The 15,982-nt window shown below is 68.1% G+C and carries 12 protein-coding genes; 6 read left to right on the top strand and 6 right to left on the bottom strand.

Going from position 1 to position 15,982, the window contains the following annotated elements; all coding sequences use genetic code 11:
• Positions 1-48: 48 nt before the first annotated feature.
• Both pheA and C8K36_RS22455 read left to right on the top strand, forming a co-directional pair.
• On the top strand, positions 49-963 hold the full coding sequence (gene pheA, locus C8K36_RS22460) for a prephenate dehydratase (RefSeq protein WP_107987161.1): 915 nt from the start codon (positions 49-51) through the stop codon (positions 961-963).
• Entirely contained in the window at positions 960-1,652 is a 693-nt protein-coding gene (locus C8K36_RS22455; protein ID WP_107987159.1) for a histidine phosphatase family protein, read from the top strand. Before pheA ends, C8K36_RS22455 begins: the two co-directional genes overlap by 4 nt.
• Positions 1,653-1,656: 4 nt before the next feature.
• Here the strand turns inward: C8K36_RS22455 and C8K36_RS22450 are convergent, their stop codons facing one another.
• The 5 genes from C8K36_RS22450 to C8K36_RS22430 form a co-directional block, all read right to left on the bottom strand.
• On the bottom strand, positions 1,657-2,451 hold the full coding sequence (locus C8K36_RS22450) for an ESX secretion-associated protein EspG (RefSeq protein ID WP_107987157.1): 795 nt from the start codon (positions 2,449-2,451) through the stop codon (positions 1,657-1,659).
• Positions 2,448-3,668 (bottom strand): PPE domain-containing protein, encoded by a 1,221-nt coding sequence (locus tag C8K36_RS22445; RefSeq protein ID WP_107987155.1) that lies wholly within the window; start codon positions 3,666-3,668, stop codon positions 2,448-2,450. The genes C8K36_RS22450 and C8K36_RS22445 overlap by 4 nt, the downstream gene beginning before the upstream one ends.
• A gap of 43 nt (positions 3,669-3,711) precedes the next feature.
• A complete protein-coding gene (locus C8K36_RS22440; RefSeq protein ID WP_107987153.1) occupies positions 3,712-4,020 on the bottom strand; it encodes a PE family protein in 309 nt (102 codons plus the stop codon).
• Positions 4,021-4,148: 128 nt separating this feature from the next.
• The gene (locus tag C8K36_RS22435) at positions 4,149-4,499 is read right to left on the bottom strand and encodes a metallopeptidase family protein (protein ID WP_181319686.1); all 351 of its coding nucleotides are present in this window, start codon (positions 4,497-4,499) and stop codon (positions 4,149-4,151) included.
• Between the two features lies 1 nt (position 4,500).
• On the bottom strand, positions 4,501-5,568 hold the full coding sequence (locus C8K36_RS22430) for a septum formation family protein (protein ID WP_107987151.1): 1,068 nt from the start codon (positions 5,566-5,568) through the stop codon (positions 4,501-4,503).
• Positions 5,569-5,628: 60 nt separating this feature from the next.
• On the opposite strand from C8K36_RS22430, the gene C8K36_RS22425 reads away from it, so the two are divergent.
• Both C8K36_RS22425 and serS read left to right on the top strand, forming a co-directional pair.
• Positions 5,629-6,051 carry an ankyrin repeat domain-containing protein gene (locus C8K36_RS22425; protein WP_107987149.1) on the top strand — a complete coding sequence of 141 codons (423 nt, stop codon included), beginning with the start codon at positions 5,629-5,631 and terminating at the stop codon, positions 6,049-6,051.
• Positions 6,052-6,081: 30 nt separating this feature from the next.
• Positions 6,082-7,341 carry a serine--tRNA ligase gene (serS, locus tag C8K36_RS22420; RefSeq protein WP_107987203.1) on the top strand — a complete coding sequence of 420 codons (1,260 nt, stop codon included), beginning with the start codon at positions 6,082-6,084 and terminating at the stop codon, positions 7,339-7,341.
• 78 nt (positions 7,342-7,419) lie between these two features.
• On the opposite strand, the gene C8K36_RS22415 is transcribed toward serS, so the two are convergent.
• Positions 7,420-7,908: a PaaI family thioesterase gene (locus C8K36_RS22415; protein ID WP_107987147.1), complete on the bottom strand. Its 489-nt coding sequence runs from the start codon at positions 7,906-7,908 to the stop codon at positions 7,420-7,422.
• Positions 7,909-8,474: 566 nt separating this feature from the next.
• Between C8K36_RS22415 and C8K36_RS22410 the strand changes: the two genes are divergently transcribed.
• A complete protein-coding gene (locus tag C8K36_RS22410) occupies positions 8,475-12,233 on the top strand; it encodes an Ig-like domain-containing protein (RefSeq protein WP_258195556.1) in 3,759 nt (1,252 codons plus the stop codon).
• 220 nt (positions 12,234-12,453) lie between these two features.
• Positions 12,454-15,942: an Ig-like domain-containing protein gene (locus C8K36_RS22405; RefSeq protein ID WP_258195555.1), complete on the top strand. Its 3,489-nt coding sequence runs from the start codon at positions 12,454-12,456 to the stop codon at positions 15,940-15,942.
• Positions 15,943-15,982 lie beyond the last annotated feature (40 nt).

Here is a 15,982-nt window from a genome sequence, read left to right as displayed (position 1 = left end):
GGACCGATCGCGGGAATGCGCCGGGGGCGATTGCGTAACCTCGTAGTCGTGCCACGTATCGCGTACTTCGGACCCACCGGAACCTTCACCGAGATGGCCCTCGCCCGGCTCGAGGCGGCCGGGACGTTCGCCGGTGAGGTGGAACGGATCGCCGCGGTAAGTCAGCCCGCCGCGCTCGAGATGGTGCGGCGCGGTGAAGTCGAGGGTGCCGTCGTCCCGATAGAGAGTTCGGTGGAGGGGTCGATCCGCCCGACCATGGACGCGCTCGCGCTCGGCGACCGGCTGCAGATCATGGCCGAGACCGAACTCGATGTCGCGTTCACGATCGTCGGCCGCCCCGGCGCCACCCTCGGCGACGTCCGCACCGTCCGCGCCTACCCGGTCGCGACCGTCCAGGTGCAGGCCTGGCTCGACCGTAATCTGCCGAACGCCGTGGTGGAACCGGCGGCGTCGAATGCCGGTGCCGCCGAGGATGTCGCCGCCGGTGTCGCGGACGCCGGGGTGTCCACCGCGCTGGCGGGGGAGCGGCTGGGTCTGACCACGCTCGCGTCAGGTGTCGCCGACTACGAGGGCGCCCGCACCCGCTTCGTGCTGGTCACCGCGCCCGGCCCGGCGCCGGCCCGGACCGGCAACGACCGCACCAGCGTGGTGCTGCACCTCGACAACGTCCCCGGCTCCCTCGTGCGGGCGATGACCGAGTTCGCTACCCGCGGCATCGATCTCACCCGCATCGAATCACGTCCCACGCGTAAGGAATTCGGGACCTATCTGTTCCATCTGGATTGCGTCGGCCACATCGACGACGGTCTGGTTGCGGAGGCACTCAAGGCGCTGCACCGCTTCAGTGAGGTCCGCTTCCTGGGGTCGTGGCCGTCGGCGGTGCCGGGAGGTGGCGCGCCGATGCCCGACGCGGACGACGCCGACTGGCTCGAGCGTCTGCGCCGCGGGGAGGCCGGAGCATGAGCGGGCGGCTCATCCTGGTCCGGCACGGTCAGACGGAGGCGAACGTCGAACGCCGACTCGACACCCGGCTGCCGGGTGCGCGTTTGACGGAACTCGGTAGGACGCAGGCACTATCGCTCGGCACCCGATTGGCGGCGCGTCCGCCGACCGCACTGGTGTCGTCGCAGGCGCTGCGGGCGCGGGAGACGGCGGGGTTCGTGGAGACGGAGTCCGGTATCGCACTGCAGGTGCGCGCCGGCCTGCACGAAGCGCAGGCCGGTGAGCTCGAGGACCGCTCCGACCTCGAGTCGCACAAGATGTTCGCAAAGGTGTTCCATACGTGGCACACCGGTGACCTGTCCGCGCGGATCCCGGGCGGCGAGTCGGGCCACGACCTCGTCGAACGCTATGTGCCGGTGATTGATTCGTTGCGCGAGGAGTATCTGACCGATCCCGGGATGGGCGGCGACGTGGTGGTGGTCAGTCACGGCGCGGCGATCCGCCTGGTCGGCGCCTACCTGGCGGGTGTGCCGGGCGCGTTTGCGGCGGACCGGCATCTGGAGAACACCTCGACGGTGGAGCTGGTGCCCACGGACGAAGGCTGGCGGTGCGTCCGGTGGGGCACCTACGATCCGCCGTTCGATGCGACCCCGCAGCGCCCGTGGTTCGAGCCGGAAGCGGCCGGCGCCACCGACGACCCGATGGGCTGACGACTCAGTCCAGTTGGCCGAGCAGGCCGAGGAGCGCCTGACGGAGCCGCCCGGGGTGACCGGGACTGAGCGACGTCCACCGGACGCCGTCGGCGGCGACGCTGGTGGTGCCGACGATCCTCCCGACCACGGTGTCGAACACCGTGACCGGACCGTGCATCAGGTCCGGACGGCCGTCTTCGTGGACGATGCCGACGATCTCGGTGAACGCGGGGCAGTCCGCGAACGCCGGACCGATCACGGCGGCGTCGGCGGTCGGCACCCCGATCCCCGCCAGTTCGGCCGCGGCACGTTCCGGGTCGACGAGACGGTCGAGCGCCGCGCCGAGCAGGTCCGTGGGCCGGTTGACCACCCCGAACGCGAGGGGTTCCGCCGGGCCCAGAGCGTGCACGACCGGGCCGACCACGTCGTGCCGCAGGTACTGCACGGCGATGTCGGCGCCGCCGCGCAGTGCCAGGACCGCACCGTCCTCGTCCCGCGCCAGGCAGAGTCGCGAGACGGTGCCGGCCGTGAACCGGCGTGCCGCGATCTCGCTGCGGGGCCGGGCCAGGACGCGCAGCCACCGCGCCAGTTCGGGGTGCACGGTGGCGACGTCGAGCAGTCCGGCCGCCGTGAGCATGTCGTGTGCCCGGCCGAAGGCGTCGTCGCGCGCGATCGGCGACTCGAAGCGCGGTCCGGCGTCGAGCACCACCGGCAGGACGTCGACGTCCAGTAGATGCACCAGCAGATCGAGTTCGTCGAGGGTGAGTGCCACCGACGGCAGCGCGGTGTCCACGGGGTCGATGCCCAAATCGATCACCGCCCGTCCTCGGACAGGTCGGCGCCGATCACCGACGGGATCACTGTGCGCCCGTCGGTGAAGTGCTCGAAGTTCCTCAGGTAGCCGGGCGTGCTGTGCTCGGTCTCGTCGGCGTCGACCGCCCCGAGTCGGCCGCCCATCGGGGCTGACGTGGCGCCCGCGTTCCGGGTCGCGGCCGCCGCGGCATCGGTGCGCAACGCGTCGGCCGGCGCGACTGCCCCAGTGGCGGCGCCGGCGTTCCCGGAGCCCCCTCTCGCGGCCGAACCGTCGAGTTGTCCGGCCTGGGCCCAGCCGTCGGGCAGGGCGGCACGCGCGCCACCGGTGCCGCCGCCGATCCCCGCGGGCCGGGAAGCGGTCGCGCCGGACGCACCGACGTTGCCGCGGGTGGTGCCGGAGCGCACGTCCGGGGACGATCCGTTGCCGGTGTTCAGGATTGCGGGCGCGCCCCCGCCGAGGCCGCCGAGGACGGTGCCACCGAGGTTCGCGGCGGCCGACGTGGCCGAGGAGACGGTACCGGCGACCGTGCCGATCTGCGAGGCCGCTGTCGTCACCCCGGGACTCTGCGCGAAGGCGGTGGCGACGGCCGCCACCGTCCCGACGGGGTCGGTGCGGAAGTCGTCTTCGAGCCGACGACGTGCGATTTCGCCGCTGTCCCGGGCCTCGAGTCCTGCCGTCGGCCCGTTGGTGAGTGGTGGCGGCTGGGTGAACGATTCGGGGGTTGCGACGACGCTCGATGCCGCCTCGTACGCCTCCATCACCATTCCGGCCCGGAAATCCATCGCCCGGTCGGCGGCCTCGGCTGCGGCGGCGGAGCCGTTGAGCACGCCGCCCGTGCTGTACGCCGCCGTCTTGGCGGTCTTGACCGCGGTGATCTCGGGCAGGCTCGGCATGGTCAGTGCCGCGGTGGTGTACGCGCCGGCCTGGGTGGACGCCTTGCCCGATGTCTCGGCGGCGAGTGCCGCAGACTGCTCGACCCACGCGGTGAACGGGGCGAGCTTGGCGAGTGCGGCCTCGGCCGCCAGGCCCTCCCAACCCGCGCGCAGTTCCGTCATCACGCGGTTGAGCGTGGCGCCCGCGTCGACGAGGCTTCCCGACAGCGCCGCCCAGGCGGGGCTCGCCGCACCCAGCGGGCCGGGGCCGGCCCCGGCCGTGAGCGTGGCCGAGTTGACCGTTGCACCGCGCGGCATCCAGACGACGCCGGTGACACCGATAGTCATGGTGCGTTCCTCCTCGAGATCGACTGTCGGGTGGTCGGGGTGGTCACATGCCGGCGCTGAGTGAGGTGCCGAGCGTCCGGTCCTCGTCCCGGTACGCGGCAGCCTGCGCGCGGAGCATGGCCGCGGCCGCGATCAGTTCCTCGATCCCGCGGCCCGTGGCCGGTCCGAAACTGCCCGCCAACCGGTTGAAGTAGCCGGCGGCCAGCACCGACACCTCCTCGGCGCCGGACGGCGCGACGCTGAGCGCGGGTGAGTGGAGCGCGAGGGAGGTCTGCAGGCGGGTGACGAGAGCATCGATCTCCCCGGCTGCGGCAAGGAGGACGTCCGGGTCGACAAACACGTGGTCCGACATGGCGGTGAACTCCTCGCATCGGGGACGGCGGCAACCGGAACGAGCGGGTCGATTTCGTTCCTCGATGGATTGGACGCCGGAGGAGGCCGGTCGGTTCCATGTGAAACCGACGGAAAGTGCGGGGGCGGTCAGCCCCAGCCGAGTTCGTGCAGGCGGTCCTCATCGATGCCGAAGTAGTGCGCCACCTCGTGAATCACGGTCACCATGACCTCGTGGACCACGTCCTCGTCCGTCTCGCACACGTCGAGGATCGCGTCGCGGTAGATGGTGATCGTGTCGGGCAGTGCGCCGCCGTAGTGGCTGTCCCGCTCGGTCAGCGCGATGCCGTGATAGAGCCCGAGCAGGGTCGGCTCCTCGTCGTTGCGGGGCTCGACCAGTACGACGACGTTGTCGATCGCGCGTGCCAGCTCCGGCGGGATGAGGTCGAGCGCCTCCGAGACCAGTTCCTCGAATCGGTCGGTCGTCATGGTCACCGACACATCAGGCTCCCGGAAGCGGCGCGGCGCCGGGAAGCGGGGTGGGCGCGGAGCGGCCGTCGGGTGCCGTCGGCGGCGGGACCGGGGCCTGACCGTTGATCAGGATCTCGCCCTTGGCGCTGCCGACGATCGTCGCGAAGCCGCTGCCGTCGACCTCCTTGCCGATCGAGCAGTTGATCTTGCGGCTGCCGACGAGCCAGCTGTCGAGGTCCAGGTTGTCCCAGAACAGCGTGAGCGTCTTGTCGCGCAGCACGTCGGGGGAGCCCAGGTAGCCGGTGCTGGCGTCGGTGCATGCCTTCTCGAGGAATCGGTCCTGGTCCTCGACCGACGGCATGCCGCCGGGGAACTGGCTGGCCAGGTCGATGACACCGACCACCTCGAACGCGTGCGGTTGCGTGCAGTCGACGGGATCGGACGGCACGTTCTGGTTGATGCCCACGCAGGTCGCCACGTTCCACGTCTTCGACTGGTCCTGCTGCGCCACGAGCCCCTGGATCGGGAGCAGCGCCCCGGTCACCCCGGAGAACTGCAGGCCGCAGCGGATGGTGCGCTCGCCCGCCGACCAGCCGGCCTCGCCAGGGTTGATCAGCCCGACGCTGAATTTGCCCTTGGGGTCGAACCGCCCGTTCAGATAGGTGTTGACCGCCGGGGCGCACTGCTCGTCGCGTAGTTCGGAGAAGCGCAGGACCCCGGGGAACTTGGCGCCGGGACCGAACTCGGTGCCCGGATACAGGCTCAGGTCGACGTCGGTGGCCACCTCGAACTGGTGCGGCTGTGCGCAGTCCACCTGCCCGAGGTCGCTCGCATCGGCCTCGGACCACGTGAGGCAGTCGCCCGTGGTCGCCGACCCGAAGGCATCGCCCGCGACAGCGCCGGTGGGCTGCGGCCCGACACCGTTGGTGTGCACCGGAAGCTTCTCGCCACGGTCGAAGCCGCCGGCCAGGAAGATGGTGGCGATCGCGGCCAGGACGGCGCCGATCGCGACGAGCGCGAGAGCGCGCCTGGTCACGGGCGCGGACAGGTGTCGGCCCCGCTCCGGGCGTGGAGTCGGCTGCGGTTGCTCGTCGGACATCGCCTACATAATGCCCGCATCGGGCGCGGATGCCGAAGTTTCCGCGTAGGTTCGTGCGGCATGAGTGAGCAATCTCCTGATCGGCGGGACGGTGAGGAGCAGGCGGACGTGCAGGAGTTGGCGGGCCGCATGTTCGACATGGCCCGGTCCGGCGACACGACCACGCTGGCGCAATACGTCGACGCCGGTGTCCCGGTGAACCTGACGAACGGCAGCGGCGACACGCTGGTGATGCTCGCGGCGTACCACGGCCATGCCGGCACGGTCCGTGCGCTGGCCGACCGGGGCGCGGACGTGAATCGGCCCAACGACCGCGGACAGACCCCGCTGGCCGGTGCCGTGTTCAAAGGCGAGGACGAGGTGGTGACCGCGCTGGTCGCGGCCGGAGCCGACGCGGCGGCCGGACAACCGTCGGCGCTCGATGCCGCACGCATGTTCGGACGGGACGATTATCTGCAGATATTGGGGAAGCACCCGGAGTGAGCGCGGCGTAACCAAGTAGGGTTTGTGGTCGTGATTGACCTCAAGTTCCTTCGCGAGAATCCTGACGCCGTCCGCACCTCGCAGCGCACCCGCGGCGAAGACCCCGGTCTGGTCGACGCGCTGCTCGAGGCCGACGCATCCCGCCGCGCCGCGATCCTTGCGGGCGACACGCTGCGCGCCGAACAGAAGGCATTCGGCAAGAAGGTGGGACAGGCGTCCCCGGAGGAGCGCTCGGCGCTGCTCGAGGGCTCCAAGGAGCTGGCTCAGAAGGTCAAGGACGCCGAGGCCACCCAGCACGAGGCGCAGGCCGCGATGGAGGCCGCGCATCGCGCGATCTCGAATATCGTGCAGGACGGCGCCCCCGCCGGCGGTGAGGACGACTTCATCACCCTCGAGACGGTCGGCGAGATCCCGACGTTCGACTTCGAGCCCAAGGACCACCTCGAGCTCGGAGAGTCGCTGGGCTTGATCGACATGGAGCGCGGCGCCAAGGTGTCGGGTTCGCGGTTCTACTTCCTCACCGGCTTCGGCGCGATGCTCCAACTGGGCATGCTGCAGTTGGCGGCGCAGAAGGCGATGGCCAACGGGTTCACGATGATGATCCCGCCGGTGCTCGTCCGGTCCGAGATCATGCAGGGCACCGGCTTCCTCGGCCAGCACGCCGACGAGGTCTACCACCTGGCCGACGACGACCTCTACCTCGTCGGCACCTCCGAGGTGCCGCTGGCCGGCTACCACTCGGGCGAAATCCTGGACCTGGCGAACGGCCCCAAGCGGTACGCCGGCTGGTCGTCGTGCTTCCGCCGCGAGGCCGGCAGCTACGGCAAGGACACCCGCGGCATCATTCGCGTCCACCAGTTCGACAAGGTGGAGATGTTCACGTACTGCAAGCCCGAGGACGCCGACGCCGAGCACCAGCGCCTGCTCGCGTGGGAGCGCGACATGCTGGACGCGATGGGGCTCCCGTACCGCGTCATCGACGTCGCCGGCGGCGACCTCGGTTCGTCTGCGGCCCGCAAGTTCGACTGCGAGGCATGGGTTCCCACGCAGCAGGCGTACCGCGAGCTCACCTCGACGTCGAACTGCACCACTTACCAGGCGCGTCGCCTCCACGTGCGGTACCGCGACGAGAACGGCAAGCCGCAGACCGCCGCGACGCTCAACGGCACCCTCGCGACTACCCGCTGGCTCGTCGCGATCCTCGAAAACCACCAGCAGGCAGACGGATCCGTGCGCGTCCCCGCCGCACTCGTCCCCTTCGTGGGGCGTGAGGTGCTGACGGCGCCGTAGTGCCGGATCACCAACTGAAGGGTCCCTTCGTGCGCTCCCGGCGCATGGAGGGGCCCTTCAGTCGTTCGTGGGTAGTCGTCAGCGCAGGATCAGGCAGGTGGTCGAGGCCGTCGCCAGCAGGCGGTCCTGCTCGTCGCGGACCTCGGCCCGCGCGGTGGCGGTGGTGCGGCCGGTGTGTTCCGAATAGCCGTGCACGCGAATGGGTCCGCCGTCGCCTTTGACTCCGCGGATGTACCGGACGGTGATGTCGAGCGTGGTGTAGCCGACGCCGGCAGGCAGGGTGCTCGACACCGAAAATCCCATCGCGGTGTCGATCATCGTGGCGATCACGCCGCCGTGGACGCTGCCGACGGCGTTGTACTGCCACTCCTGTGGTTCGGCAGTGATCTCGACGAACCCCTCGCGGGCGTCGGTGACGCGGAACCCGAGCGTCGACGCGGTCGGGTGGTGCGGGACGGTGCCGTCGACGAGTCCGCGGACGAACTCGAGACCGCTGAGGTTCCGGTTGGCCTCCGCAATCGGGGTCGGGTCGTTCCAGGTGTAGGTGCGCTGGCGTTCGGTGGACACGCCCCGGACGCTACCGCGCCGGCGGCCGAGGGCGGGGTAGTCGACCGACCGTGAAGAAATAGAATTGAATTCAGAATTCCGTCGACGAAATCTTTGGGCCCAATTGTTTGTTCCGTACATTCCCGCCCGCCTCCGGTCCACGGGCGGAGGGTGTGCGGTCCGCGGACGTGAAGTTCGGGGTCTTTTCGGCCACTCGGCGCCCGATAGGGCTAACTCAAGGGTGAAAGAAGGCATTCTGCATGCAAACGTTCGTTTGGCGTGATATTGGACTGGTGTCCAGTCATGTTCTGGCAGGTAAGCGCACTGGTTTGTGGTTTGGCGGCACCGACTCGGGCCGGGCCTCCTCCTCGTAGGCTACTGGCGAGTAGTCCGGTTAGATCCACAGCTAACCTTCGGCAACATTTGGACGTTTGAATCAAAAAGCGATACAGGGGCGTAATCGCGTCGTTATGGTGTACCGACCTATGCGGATTCCCTCCCCCCTATCCGCAGCTTCTTCAAAGGAAGTGTGTATGCAGAATTCGATACTCAGACGGTGCGCTGCGCCCGTAACAGGCGCAGCGCTCGTGGCAGGCGTGATGTTGGTCGGTGCCCCGGCCAACGCGGTGACCACCACGACGAACTTCACGAGTGCGTGCGTGGCCGGCAGTCTCATCGGCGATCAGGATCAGAACGTCGGTGCGTCGATGACTGTCGACGCACCCAGTCAGGTCGGGCCCGGCGAAGTCTTCACGTACCGGATTCAGCCGAATGCCTCCTCATACCCGGACAAGCAGTCCGGTGCGACCACGACCAACCTGTCCCGGCTGAAGTACGACTACGAGCTTCCGGACAACACCGAGTGGGTGAGTGGCGCGGTGGTGTCTGGTACAGCGATCGGCCTCGACAACGTGGCACCAAACGTTCTGCTTGTGAACGACTCCGGTCAGCCTGACGCGAACGGCCGGGTCATTCGACTGTCCGGAAACAACCAGACCATCGGGAATGGCCCGAGCACCAGCCAGAACTCCGAGGGTGGCATTCGAGTACCGAAGTCCAAGAAGAACCTCGATGGTTCGACCAACGGCAACGGCGAAACATGGTTCCGCCTGCCCGCCGTCGACGTCACGGTCAAGGCGTTGAACGCGGGGGTTGTCACGCCGCGTGTTCGTATCAAGGGCAACGCTGCCAATCACGGCGCTCAGGAGTCGTTCAGCACTTCGTTGGCCAAAGCCAGTTTCCTCGGTACGCAGTGGGCGCCCACCCGATGCACTCCCCGGGACACCAAGACTGCTCCGCTCAACGCAGGCGCCGGGCCGCTCGCGACGATCAATGTCGCGGCCGCGCAAGCATCGACCACCACGACGCTGTCGGCACCGGCGAACGCGGAGACCGGTGCCCAGGTCACGCTGACCGCCACCGTCGCGCCGAGTAATGCGTCCGGTACGGTCCAGTTCAAGGATGGTGCGAACGACATCGGTTCGGCGGTAGCGGTCTCGGGCGGCGCAGCCAGCCTGAACCACACCTTCACCTCGGCCGGTTCGCACTCGGTGACCGCGGTGTTCACCGCTACCGGTAGTTTCACCGGTTCGACATCGGCGGCCTCGACCGTGACCGTGTCGGATCCGACCCCGGTCGACGTGGCGACGACGCTCGGACTGACGGTTCCGCAGAACGCGGAGACCGGCACGGCTGTCGACCTGACTGCCGACGTGACCCCGTCGAACGCGCAGGGCACGGTTCAGTTCAAGGACGGTGGCGACAACATCGGTACCCCGGTGACGGTTGCCGCGGGTGCGGCGACGCTGTCGCACAGCTTCTCTGCTGCCGGTTCTCACGCAATCACCGCCGAGTTCACGGGCGCACCCGGATTCACGGGTTCGACCGCCGGTGCCCAGACCGTGAACGTCACGGTTCCTGTGGTTCCGGATGTGGAAACCGCGACGTCGGTGTCTGTGCCGCCGAGTGCGGCGACGGGCGCCTCGGTCACACTGACGGCCAACGTCACTCCGGCGACCGCGACCGGTACGGTCCAGTTCACGGAGAACGGCAACAACATCGGTTCGCCGGCGGCGGTGTCGAACGGCGTTGCGACGCTGCAGCACACGTTCCAGGCAGCCGGTGTCCAGGCGATCGGTGCCGCATTCACGGGTGACGCCGGCTTCGCGGCCTCCGTTGCCTCGCAGACCCAAAACGTCACTGTGACGGATCCGGATGTAGCGTCCACGACCTCGCTGACCGTTCCGCAGAATGCCGAGACGGGCACTGCGGTAGACCTGACTGCGAATGTCTCGCCGACCGGCGCGACCGGCACGGTGCAGTTCCAGGACAACGGCACCGATATCGGTAATGCCGTAGCAGTGTCGAATGGTGTTGCGACCCTGTCGCATGCCTTCACCGCCGCAGGCTCGCACAGCATCACCGCGACATTCAGCGGCGGCGCCGGGTTTGCCGGTTCGTCGGCCGCGGCTCAGACCGTGACGGTCACCGACCCGATCGTCCAGGACGCGGAGACCACGACGACGGTATCGGTGCCGACCACTGCCGAGACCGGAACTTCGGTGACGCTGTCCGCAGCGGTGGCTCCGGCCCCGACCGGCGGCACGGTGCAGTTCAAGGTTGCCGGTAGCAACGTCGGTACTGCGGTGAACGTTGACGGCGCGGGCCACGCAAGCATGCCGTACACGTTCAACGCAACTGGTGCATACGATGTTTCGGCTGTCTACTCGGGAACTGGCGGGTTCGCGACGTCGACCGCATCCGCGCAGTCGGTCACGGTGTCGGATCCGGCGCCGTCGGATGTGGAGACCACGCTGGGTGTCACCGTCTCGGCGACTGCTGAGACCGGTGCTGACATCGACCTCACGGCAACGGTGAACCCGGCCAATGCTCAGGGCACGGTGCAGTTCTCGGTGGATGGTTCGCCGGTGGGTGCTCCGGTGGCGGTGTCGGGTGGTACCGCGACTCTGTCGCACGCGTTCGCTTCGGCGGGTGCGAAGTCGGTGACCGCGGCGTTCACCGGTGCTACCGGGTTCGCGAACTCGACCGCGGGTGCGCAGTCGGTGACGGTGTCGGATCCGGTTGTGCCGGATACGCAGACGGCGACCACGGTGTCGGTGCCGGCGACTGCGGAGTCGGGTGACTCGGTGACCCTGTCGGCGACGGTGGCTCCGGTTCCGACCGGCGGTACGGTGCAGTTCAAGGTTGCCGGTGCCAATGTCGGTGCTGCGGTGAACGTCGACAGCTCGGGCCACGCGACCATGCCGTACACGTTCGATGCGGCCGGTTCGTACGCGGTGACGGCCGAGTTCTCGGGTACCGCCGGGTTCGCGGCTTCGTCCGCGTCGGCGCAGACGGTGGCGGTGTCGGATCCGGCTCCGCAGGATGTGGAGACGGCTCTGGGGCTGCAGGTTCCGGCTACGGCCGAGACCGGTGTGGCTGCGGATCTGACCGTGACGGTCACGCCGTCGAATGCTGCTGGCACGGTGCAATTCTCGGTGAACGGCAGCCCGATCGAGGCTCCGGTGACGGTGTCCGGTGGTGTGGCGACGCTGTCGCACACCTTCGCCACGGCCGGTGCGAAGTCGGTGACCGCGGCATTCACGGGTGCTGCCGGATTCGCGAATTCGACCGCGACGGCGCAGACCGTCACGGTGTCCGACCCCACCCCGATCGATGTCGTCACGACAACGATGCTGAGTGTCCCCGGCAACGCCAAGACCGGTGAGGCCGAAGACCTGTACGCCACCGTGTACAACTCCACAACCTCAGAGGTCGTCCCGAGCGGTGGCACCGTCGAGTTCTTCGACGGCGCAACCTCGCTCGGAACCGCTCCGGTGATCGACGGTCTCGCCACGCTGTCGCACACCTTCACCACGACGGGCACCCACACCATCACTGCGACCTTCAGTGGCACCACCGGGTTCGCCGGTTCCACCGCTACTGCGAAGCAGGTCTCGGTCACGGTTCCGACACCGGTCGACGTCCAGACGGCCACCGTCCTGACGGTGCCGGCCAATGCGGCGACGGGCACGGCGGTGGAGCTCTCGGCTCAGGTGACCGGTGCCGGCAACGTGCCGGTCAGTGGCACCGTGCAGTTCTTCGACGGGGCCACCCCGATCGGAGATGCGATTCAGGTTGTCAACGGCACGGCAGTGCTGAGCCACACCTTCACCACGGCAGGTGCCCACAGCGTCCATGTGGTGTTCAGCGGCGGCCAGGGCGTGGCGGACTCGACCTCGGGTTCGCAGACGATCCAGGTCTCCGGCGGCAGCTCGGGCGGCATCTTCGGCAGCCTGAGCGGAATCCTGGGGGGCCTGCTCGGCAACCTGAATTTCGGCTCGTAGGTAGTACCTGACGGCTGGGCGGGGTCTCGTCTCTTCACGGAGACGGGGCCTCGCCCGGGGCCGTTTGTCAACGAATCAGGTCGGGTGACCATCCGCGGTCGGGACGGGTGATCAACCAGAAGGCGACACCGATCGCCATCGAGATCACTGTGTGAGGAAAGGAATTCGAATGTCCCGAACAAGGGCACGATTATTCGTGTCGACCGTGGTGGCGGTAGCCATGAAACGCCGAAGAGTGGCAACGCCGCTGTTGGCAGGTATCGCCGCCGTCGGGCTGGCGGTGGGTGGTCTGGCCCCGGCAACCGCGGCCACCTTCCCGACCACGAACACGGCGACGCAGGACCTGATGAACTACACCAAGTCGGTGGTCGGTCCGTCGACGGTTCACCCGGGTGACCTGGTCACCTACAAGACGGTAATCAATCACACGGGCGGCACTCCCGAGAAGTGGACAACGTGGGTGCGCGACACCGCGCCGGCCGGGTTCGTGGCTCAGAGCGCAACGTTGACGTACACCGGTGTCACGAACCGGGCGACGATCAGTGGACTCGGCACCAATGTGGTCGAAGCGAAGTGCAACGGTGGTTGCTCGGCCCTCGGGGGCGGTTTCGTCGTCAAGTCCGGTCAGGGCCTGATCTTCGACGTCACCTACCTGGTGCCGGCCACCCAGCCGTTCGGGGTGTACGACAGCGGCATCAATTACTGCAATTACAAGGTCGGTGGCGGCTGTAATCAGTTTGGCGCCAACCCGTTCGGCGTCAAGGTCGAGGTCGCGGATCCGATCGTGGCCACTTCCACGACGCTGCAAGTTCCGGCTACGGCCACCACGGGGCAGCCTGTGACGTTCACGGCCACCGTGAACCCGTCCGCCGCAAATGGCCAGGTGCAATTCAAGGACGGCGGCACCAACATCGGTTCACCGGTAACCCCGGTCAACGGTGTGGCGACCCATTCGCACATCTTCCCGACGAGCGGCGGGCACACGATCACCGCCGAGTTCGTCGCAGGTAGTGGCTACTCCAGCTCGACGTCCGTCCCGCAGACCGTCACGGTCAGCGATCAGCAGACGGTGACGACCGTGTCGACGCCGGTTTCTGCACTGACGGGTGAGTCGGTCTCGTTGTCTGCCAGTGTGTCTCCGGTTCCAGCGGGTGGCACGGTTCAGTTCACGGTGGCCGGTGGCCTGGTGGGTACTCCGGTGAACGTCGACGGTTCGGGTAACGCGACGATGCCGTACACGTTCAACGCCGCTGGCCCGTTCGAGGTGACGGCGGTGTACTCGGGGGTTGCGGGTTTCGGTGGTTCGACGTCGAGCCCGCAGTCGGTGACGGTTTCGGACCCGGATGTGGTGACTTCGTTGACGCTGGATGTTCCGGCGTCGGCCGTGACAGGTTCGTCGGTCGATCTCGCGGCAACGGTGACTCCGTCGGGCGCGCAGGGTGCGGTGCAGTTCACCGATAACGGTAATCCGATCGGTGGCCCGATTTCGGTGGCGAACGGTGTTGCGACGCTTTCGCACACGTTCGGTTCTTCGGGCGCGCACAGTGTTGGCGCCGAGTTCGTCGCCGGAGCTGGTTACACGACCTCGTCGGCGACTGCGCAGACCGTGACGGTGGCGGATCCGGATGTCGAGACGTCGTTGTCGGTGACGGCGCCGGGCGCGGCCGAGACGGGTGAGTCCCTCACGTTCTCGGCGCAGGTGACGCCGTCGACGGCGCAGGGCGAGGTGCAGTTCAGGGTCAACGGTAACCCGGTGGGTACGCCGCAGGCCGTCTCCGGTGGTGCCGCGAGCCTGCCGTACACGTTCAGCGCGGCTGGCTCCTTCGAGGTGACAGCCGAGTTCGCCGGTGCCGCCGGGTTCACCAACGCGACGGCCGCTGCTCAGACCGTGGCGGTGTCCGTTCCGGATGCGGTCACCTCGTTGACATTGAATGTTCCGGCGACCGCGGTCACCGGAACCTCGGTAAACCTGACGGCGGCGGTGTCACCGGCGGGCGCTCAGGGCTTGGTGCAGTTCACCGACGGCGGGAACCCGATCGGATCGCCGGTTTCGGTGGTGAATGGTGTTGCCACACTGTCGCATACGTTCACGGCCGGTTCACACAGCATCGGCGCGTCGTTCACCGGCGGGCCGGGCTTCACGGATGCGTCGGCCTCGTCGCCGGCGTCGATCGTGGTCAGTGATCCGGATCAGCAGACGACCACCACGGTGACGGTGCCGGGCATGGCGCAGACGGGCACGGCGGTGACGTTGGAGGCAACGGTTGCTCCGGCTCCGTCCGGTGGCACTGTGCAGTTCAAGGTCGGTGGTGTCGATGTCGGTGCGCCGGTGACGGTGTCCAGCGGCACGGCGAGCCTGCCGTGGACGTTCAACGCCGCGGGTTCGTTCGCGGTGACCGCTGAGTTCTCCGGCGCTGCCGGGTTCACGGACTCGTCGGCGTCCGCGCAAAGCGTGGTCGTTTCGGATCCCGATCAGCAGACGTCGTTGACGGTCGAGGTTCCGGGCTCGGCGACGACCGGTTCACCGGTGAACCTGGTTGCGAACCTGACCCCGCAGAGTGCGCAGGGTGAGGTGCAGTTCACTGACAACGGGAACCCGATCGGTTCTCCGGTTTCGGTGGTGAATGGCGTTGCGACGCTGCCGCACACGTTCGCGGCGGGGTCGCACAGCATCGGTGCATCGTTCACGGGTGGTACGGGCTTCGCGGATGCGTCGGCGACCACGCCGGGATCGATCGTGGTCGCCGACCCCGATCAGCAGACGTCGCTGTCGGTGACTGCGCCGGCCACGGCCACGACCGGTGAATCGGTGAGCCTGTCGGCGACGGTGTCGCCGTCGAGTGCGCAGGGCACGGTGCAATTCATGATCGGCGGTGTGGCTGTCGGTTCGCCGCAGACGGTGTCCGGTGGTGTGGCATCGCTGCCGCATACGTTCAACGCCGCGGGCTCGTTCGCGGTGACCGCCGAGTTCTCCGGTGCTGCCGGGTTCACGAACTCGACGGCGTCAGCGCAGACCGTGACAGTGACGGATCCGGCTCCGGTCGATGTCGCGACATCGACGTTGGTCGGTGTTCCGGGCTCGGCGACGACGGGTACGCAGACGACGTTGTCGGTCACGGTGCAGGCGCAGTCGGGCACGGCGGCGCCGACGGGTTCGGCGCAGTTCCGTGAGAACGGCAGCCCGATCGGGTTGCCGGTGACGCTGGTGAACGGTTCAGCTTCGATCGACCACATCTTCACTTCGGTGGGGACGCGCCAGGTGTCCGCGGCGTACACCGCGGATGCCGGGTTCGTGGGGTCGACGTCGATGGATCGTCCGGTGGTGGTGTCGGCGCCGAATCCGTCGGATGTGGTGTCGTCGGTGGTGATCGCGTCGACGCAGACGCCGACGGTAGGCACGCCGTACGTGTTGAAGGCACAGGTGATCGGTGCGGCGACGTTGCCGGGCACGGTGCAGTTCTTCGACGGTGGCATCGAGATCGGTAGCCCGGTTCCGGTGGTCGACGGGTTCGCCGAGCTCACCCACAGCTTCACGCAGAGCGGACCGCGTCAGATTCATGCGGTGTACTCGGGCGGCATCGGCGTAGCGGGCTCGACGTCGGAGACGAAGACCCTCGACGTCGTGCAGTCCGGTGGAGGCGCTGGTGGTGCCGGGTCTCTGGATTTCGGGTCCCTCGGCAGCCTGAGCGGATTCCGTTTCGGATCCTGATGCCTGACGTGTGAAATATGCTGCGGCCCTCCGCGCTAGT

The sequence above is a fragment of the Rhodococcus sp. OK519 genome (genome assembly GCF_003051005.1).
Taxonomy (GTDB): Bacteria; Actinomycetota; Actinomycetes; order Mycobacteriales; family Mycobacteriaceae; genus Prescottella.
The sequence above is the reverse complement of the archived record's forward strand: the minus strand, read 5'-3'. Positions and strand labels throughout refer to the sequence as shown.

Coding starts and splice junctions, on each gene's coding strand:
- C8K36_RS22455 (WP_107987159.1), top strand. CDS start 960: ATGAGCGGGCGGCTCATCCTGGTCCGGCACGGTCAGACGGAGGCGAAC.
- C8K36_RS22430 (WP_107987151.1), bottom strand. CDS start 5,568: ATGTCCGACGAGCAACCGCAGCCGACTCCACGCCCGGAGCGGGGCCGA.
- C8K36_RS22445 (WP_107987155.1), bottom strand. CDS start 3,668: ATGACTATCGGTGTCACCGGCGTCGTCTGGATGCCGCGCGGTGCAACG.
- C8K36_RS22440 (WP_107987153.1), bottom strand. CDS start 4,020: ATGTCGGACCACGTGTTTGTCGACCCGGACGTCCTCCTTGCCGCAGCC.
- C8K36_RS22425 (WP_107987149.1), top strand. CDS start 5,629: ATGAGTGAGCAATCTCCTGATCGGCGGGACGGTGAGGAGCAGGCGGAC.
- C8K36_RS22405 (WP_258195555.1), top strand. CDS start 12,454: ATGAAACGCCGAAGAGTGGCAACGCCGCTGTTGGCAGGTATCGCCGCC.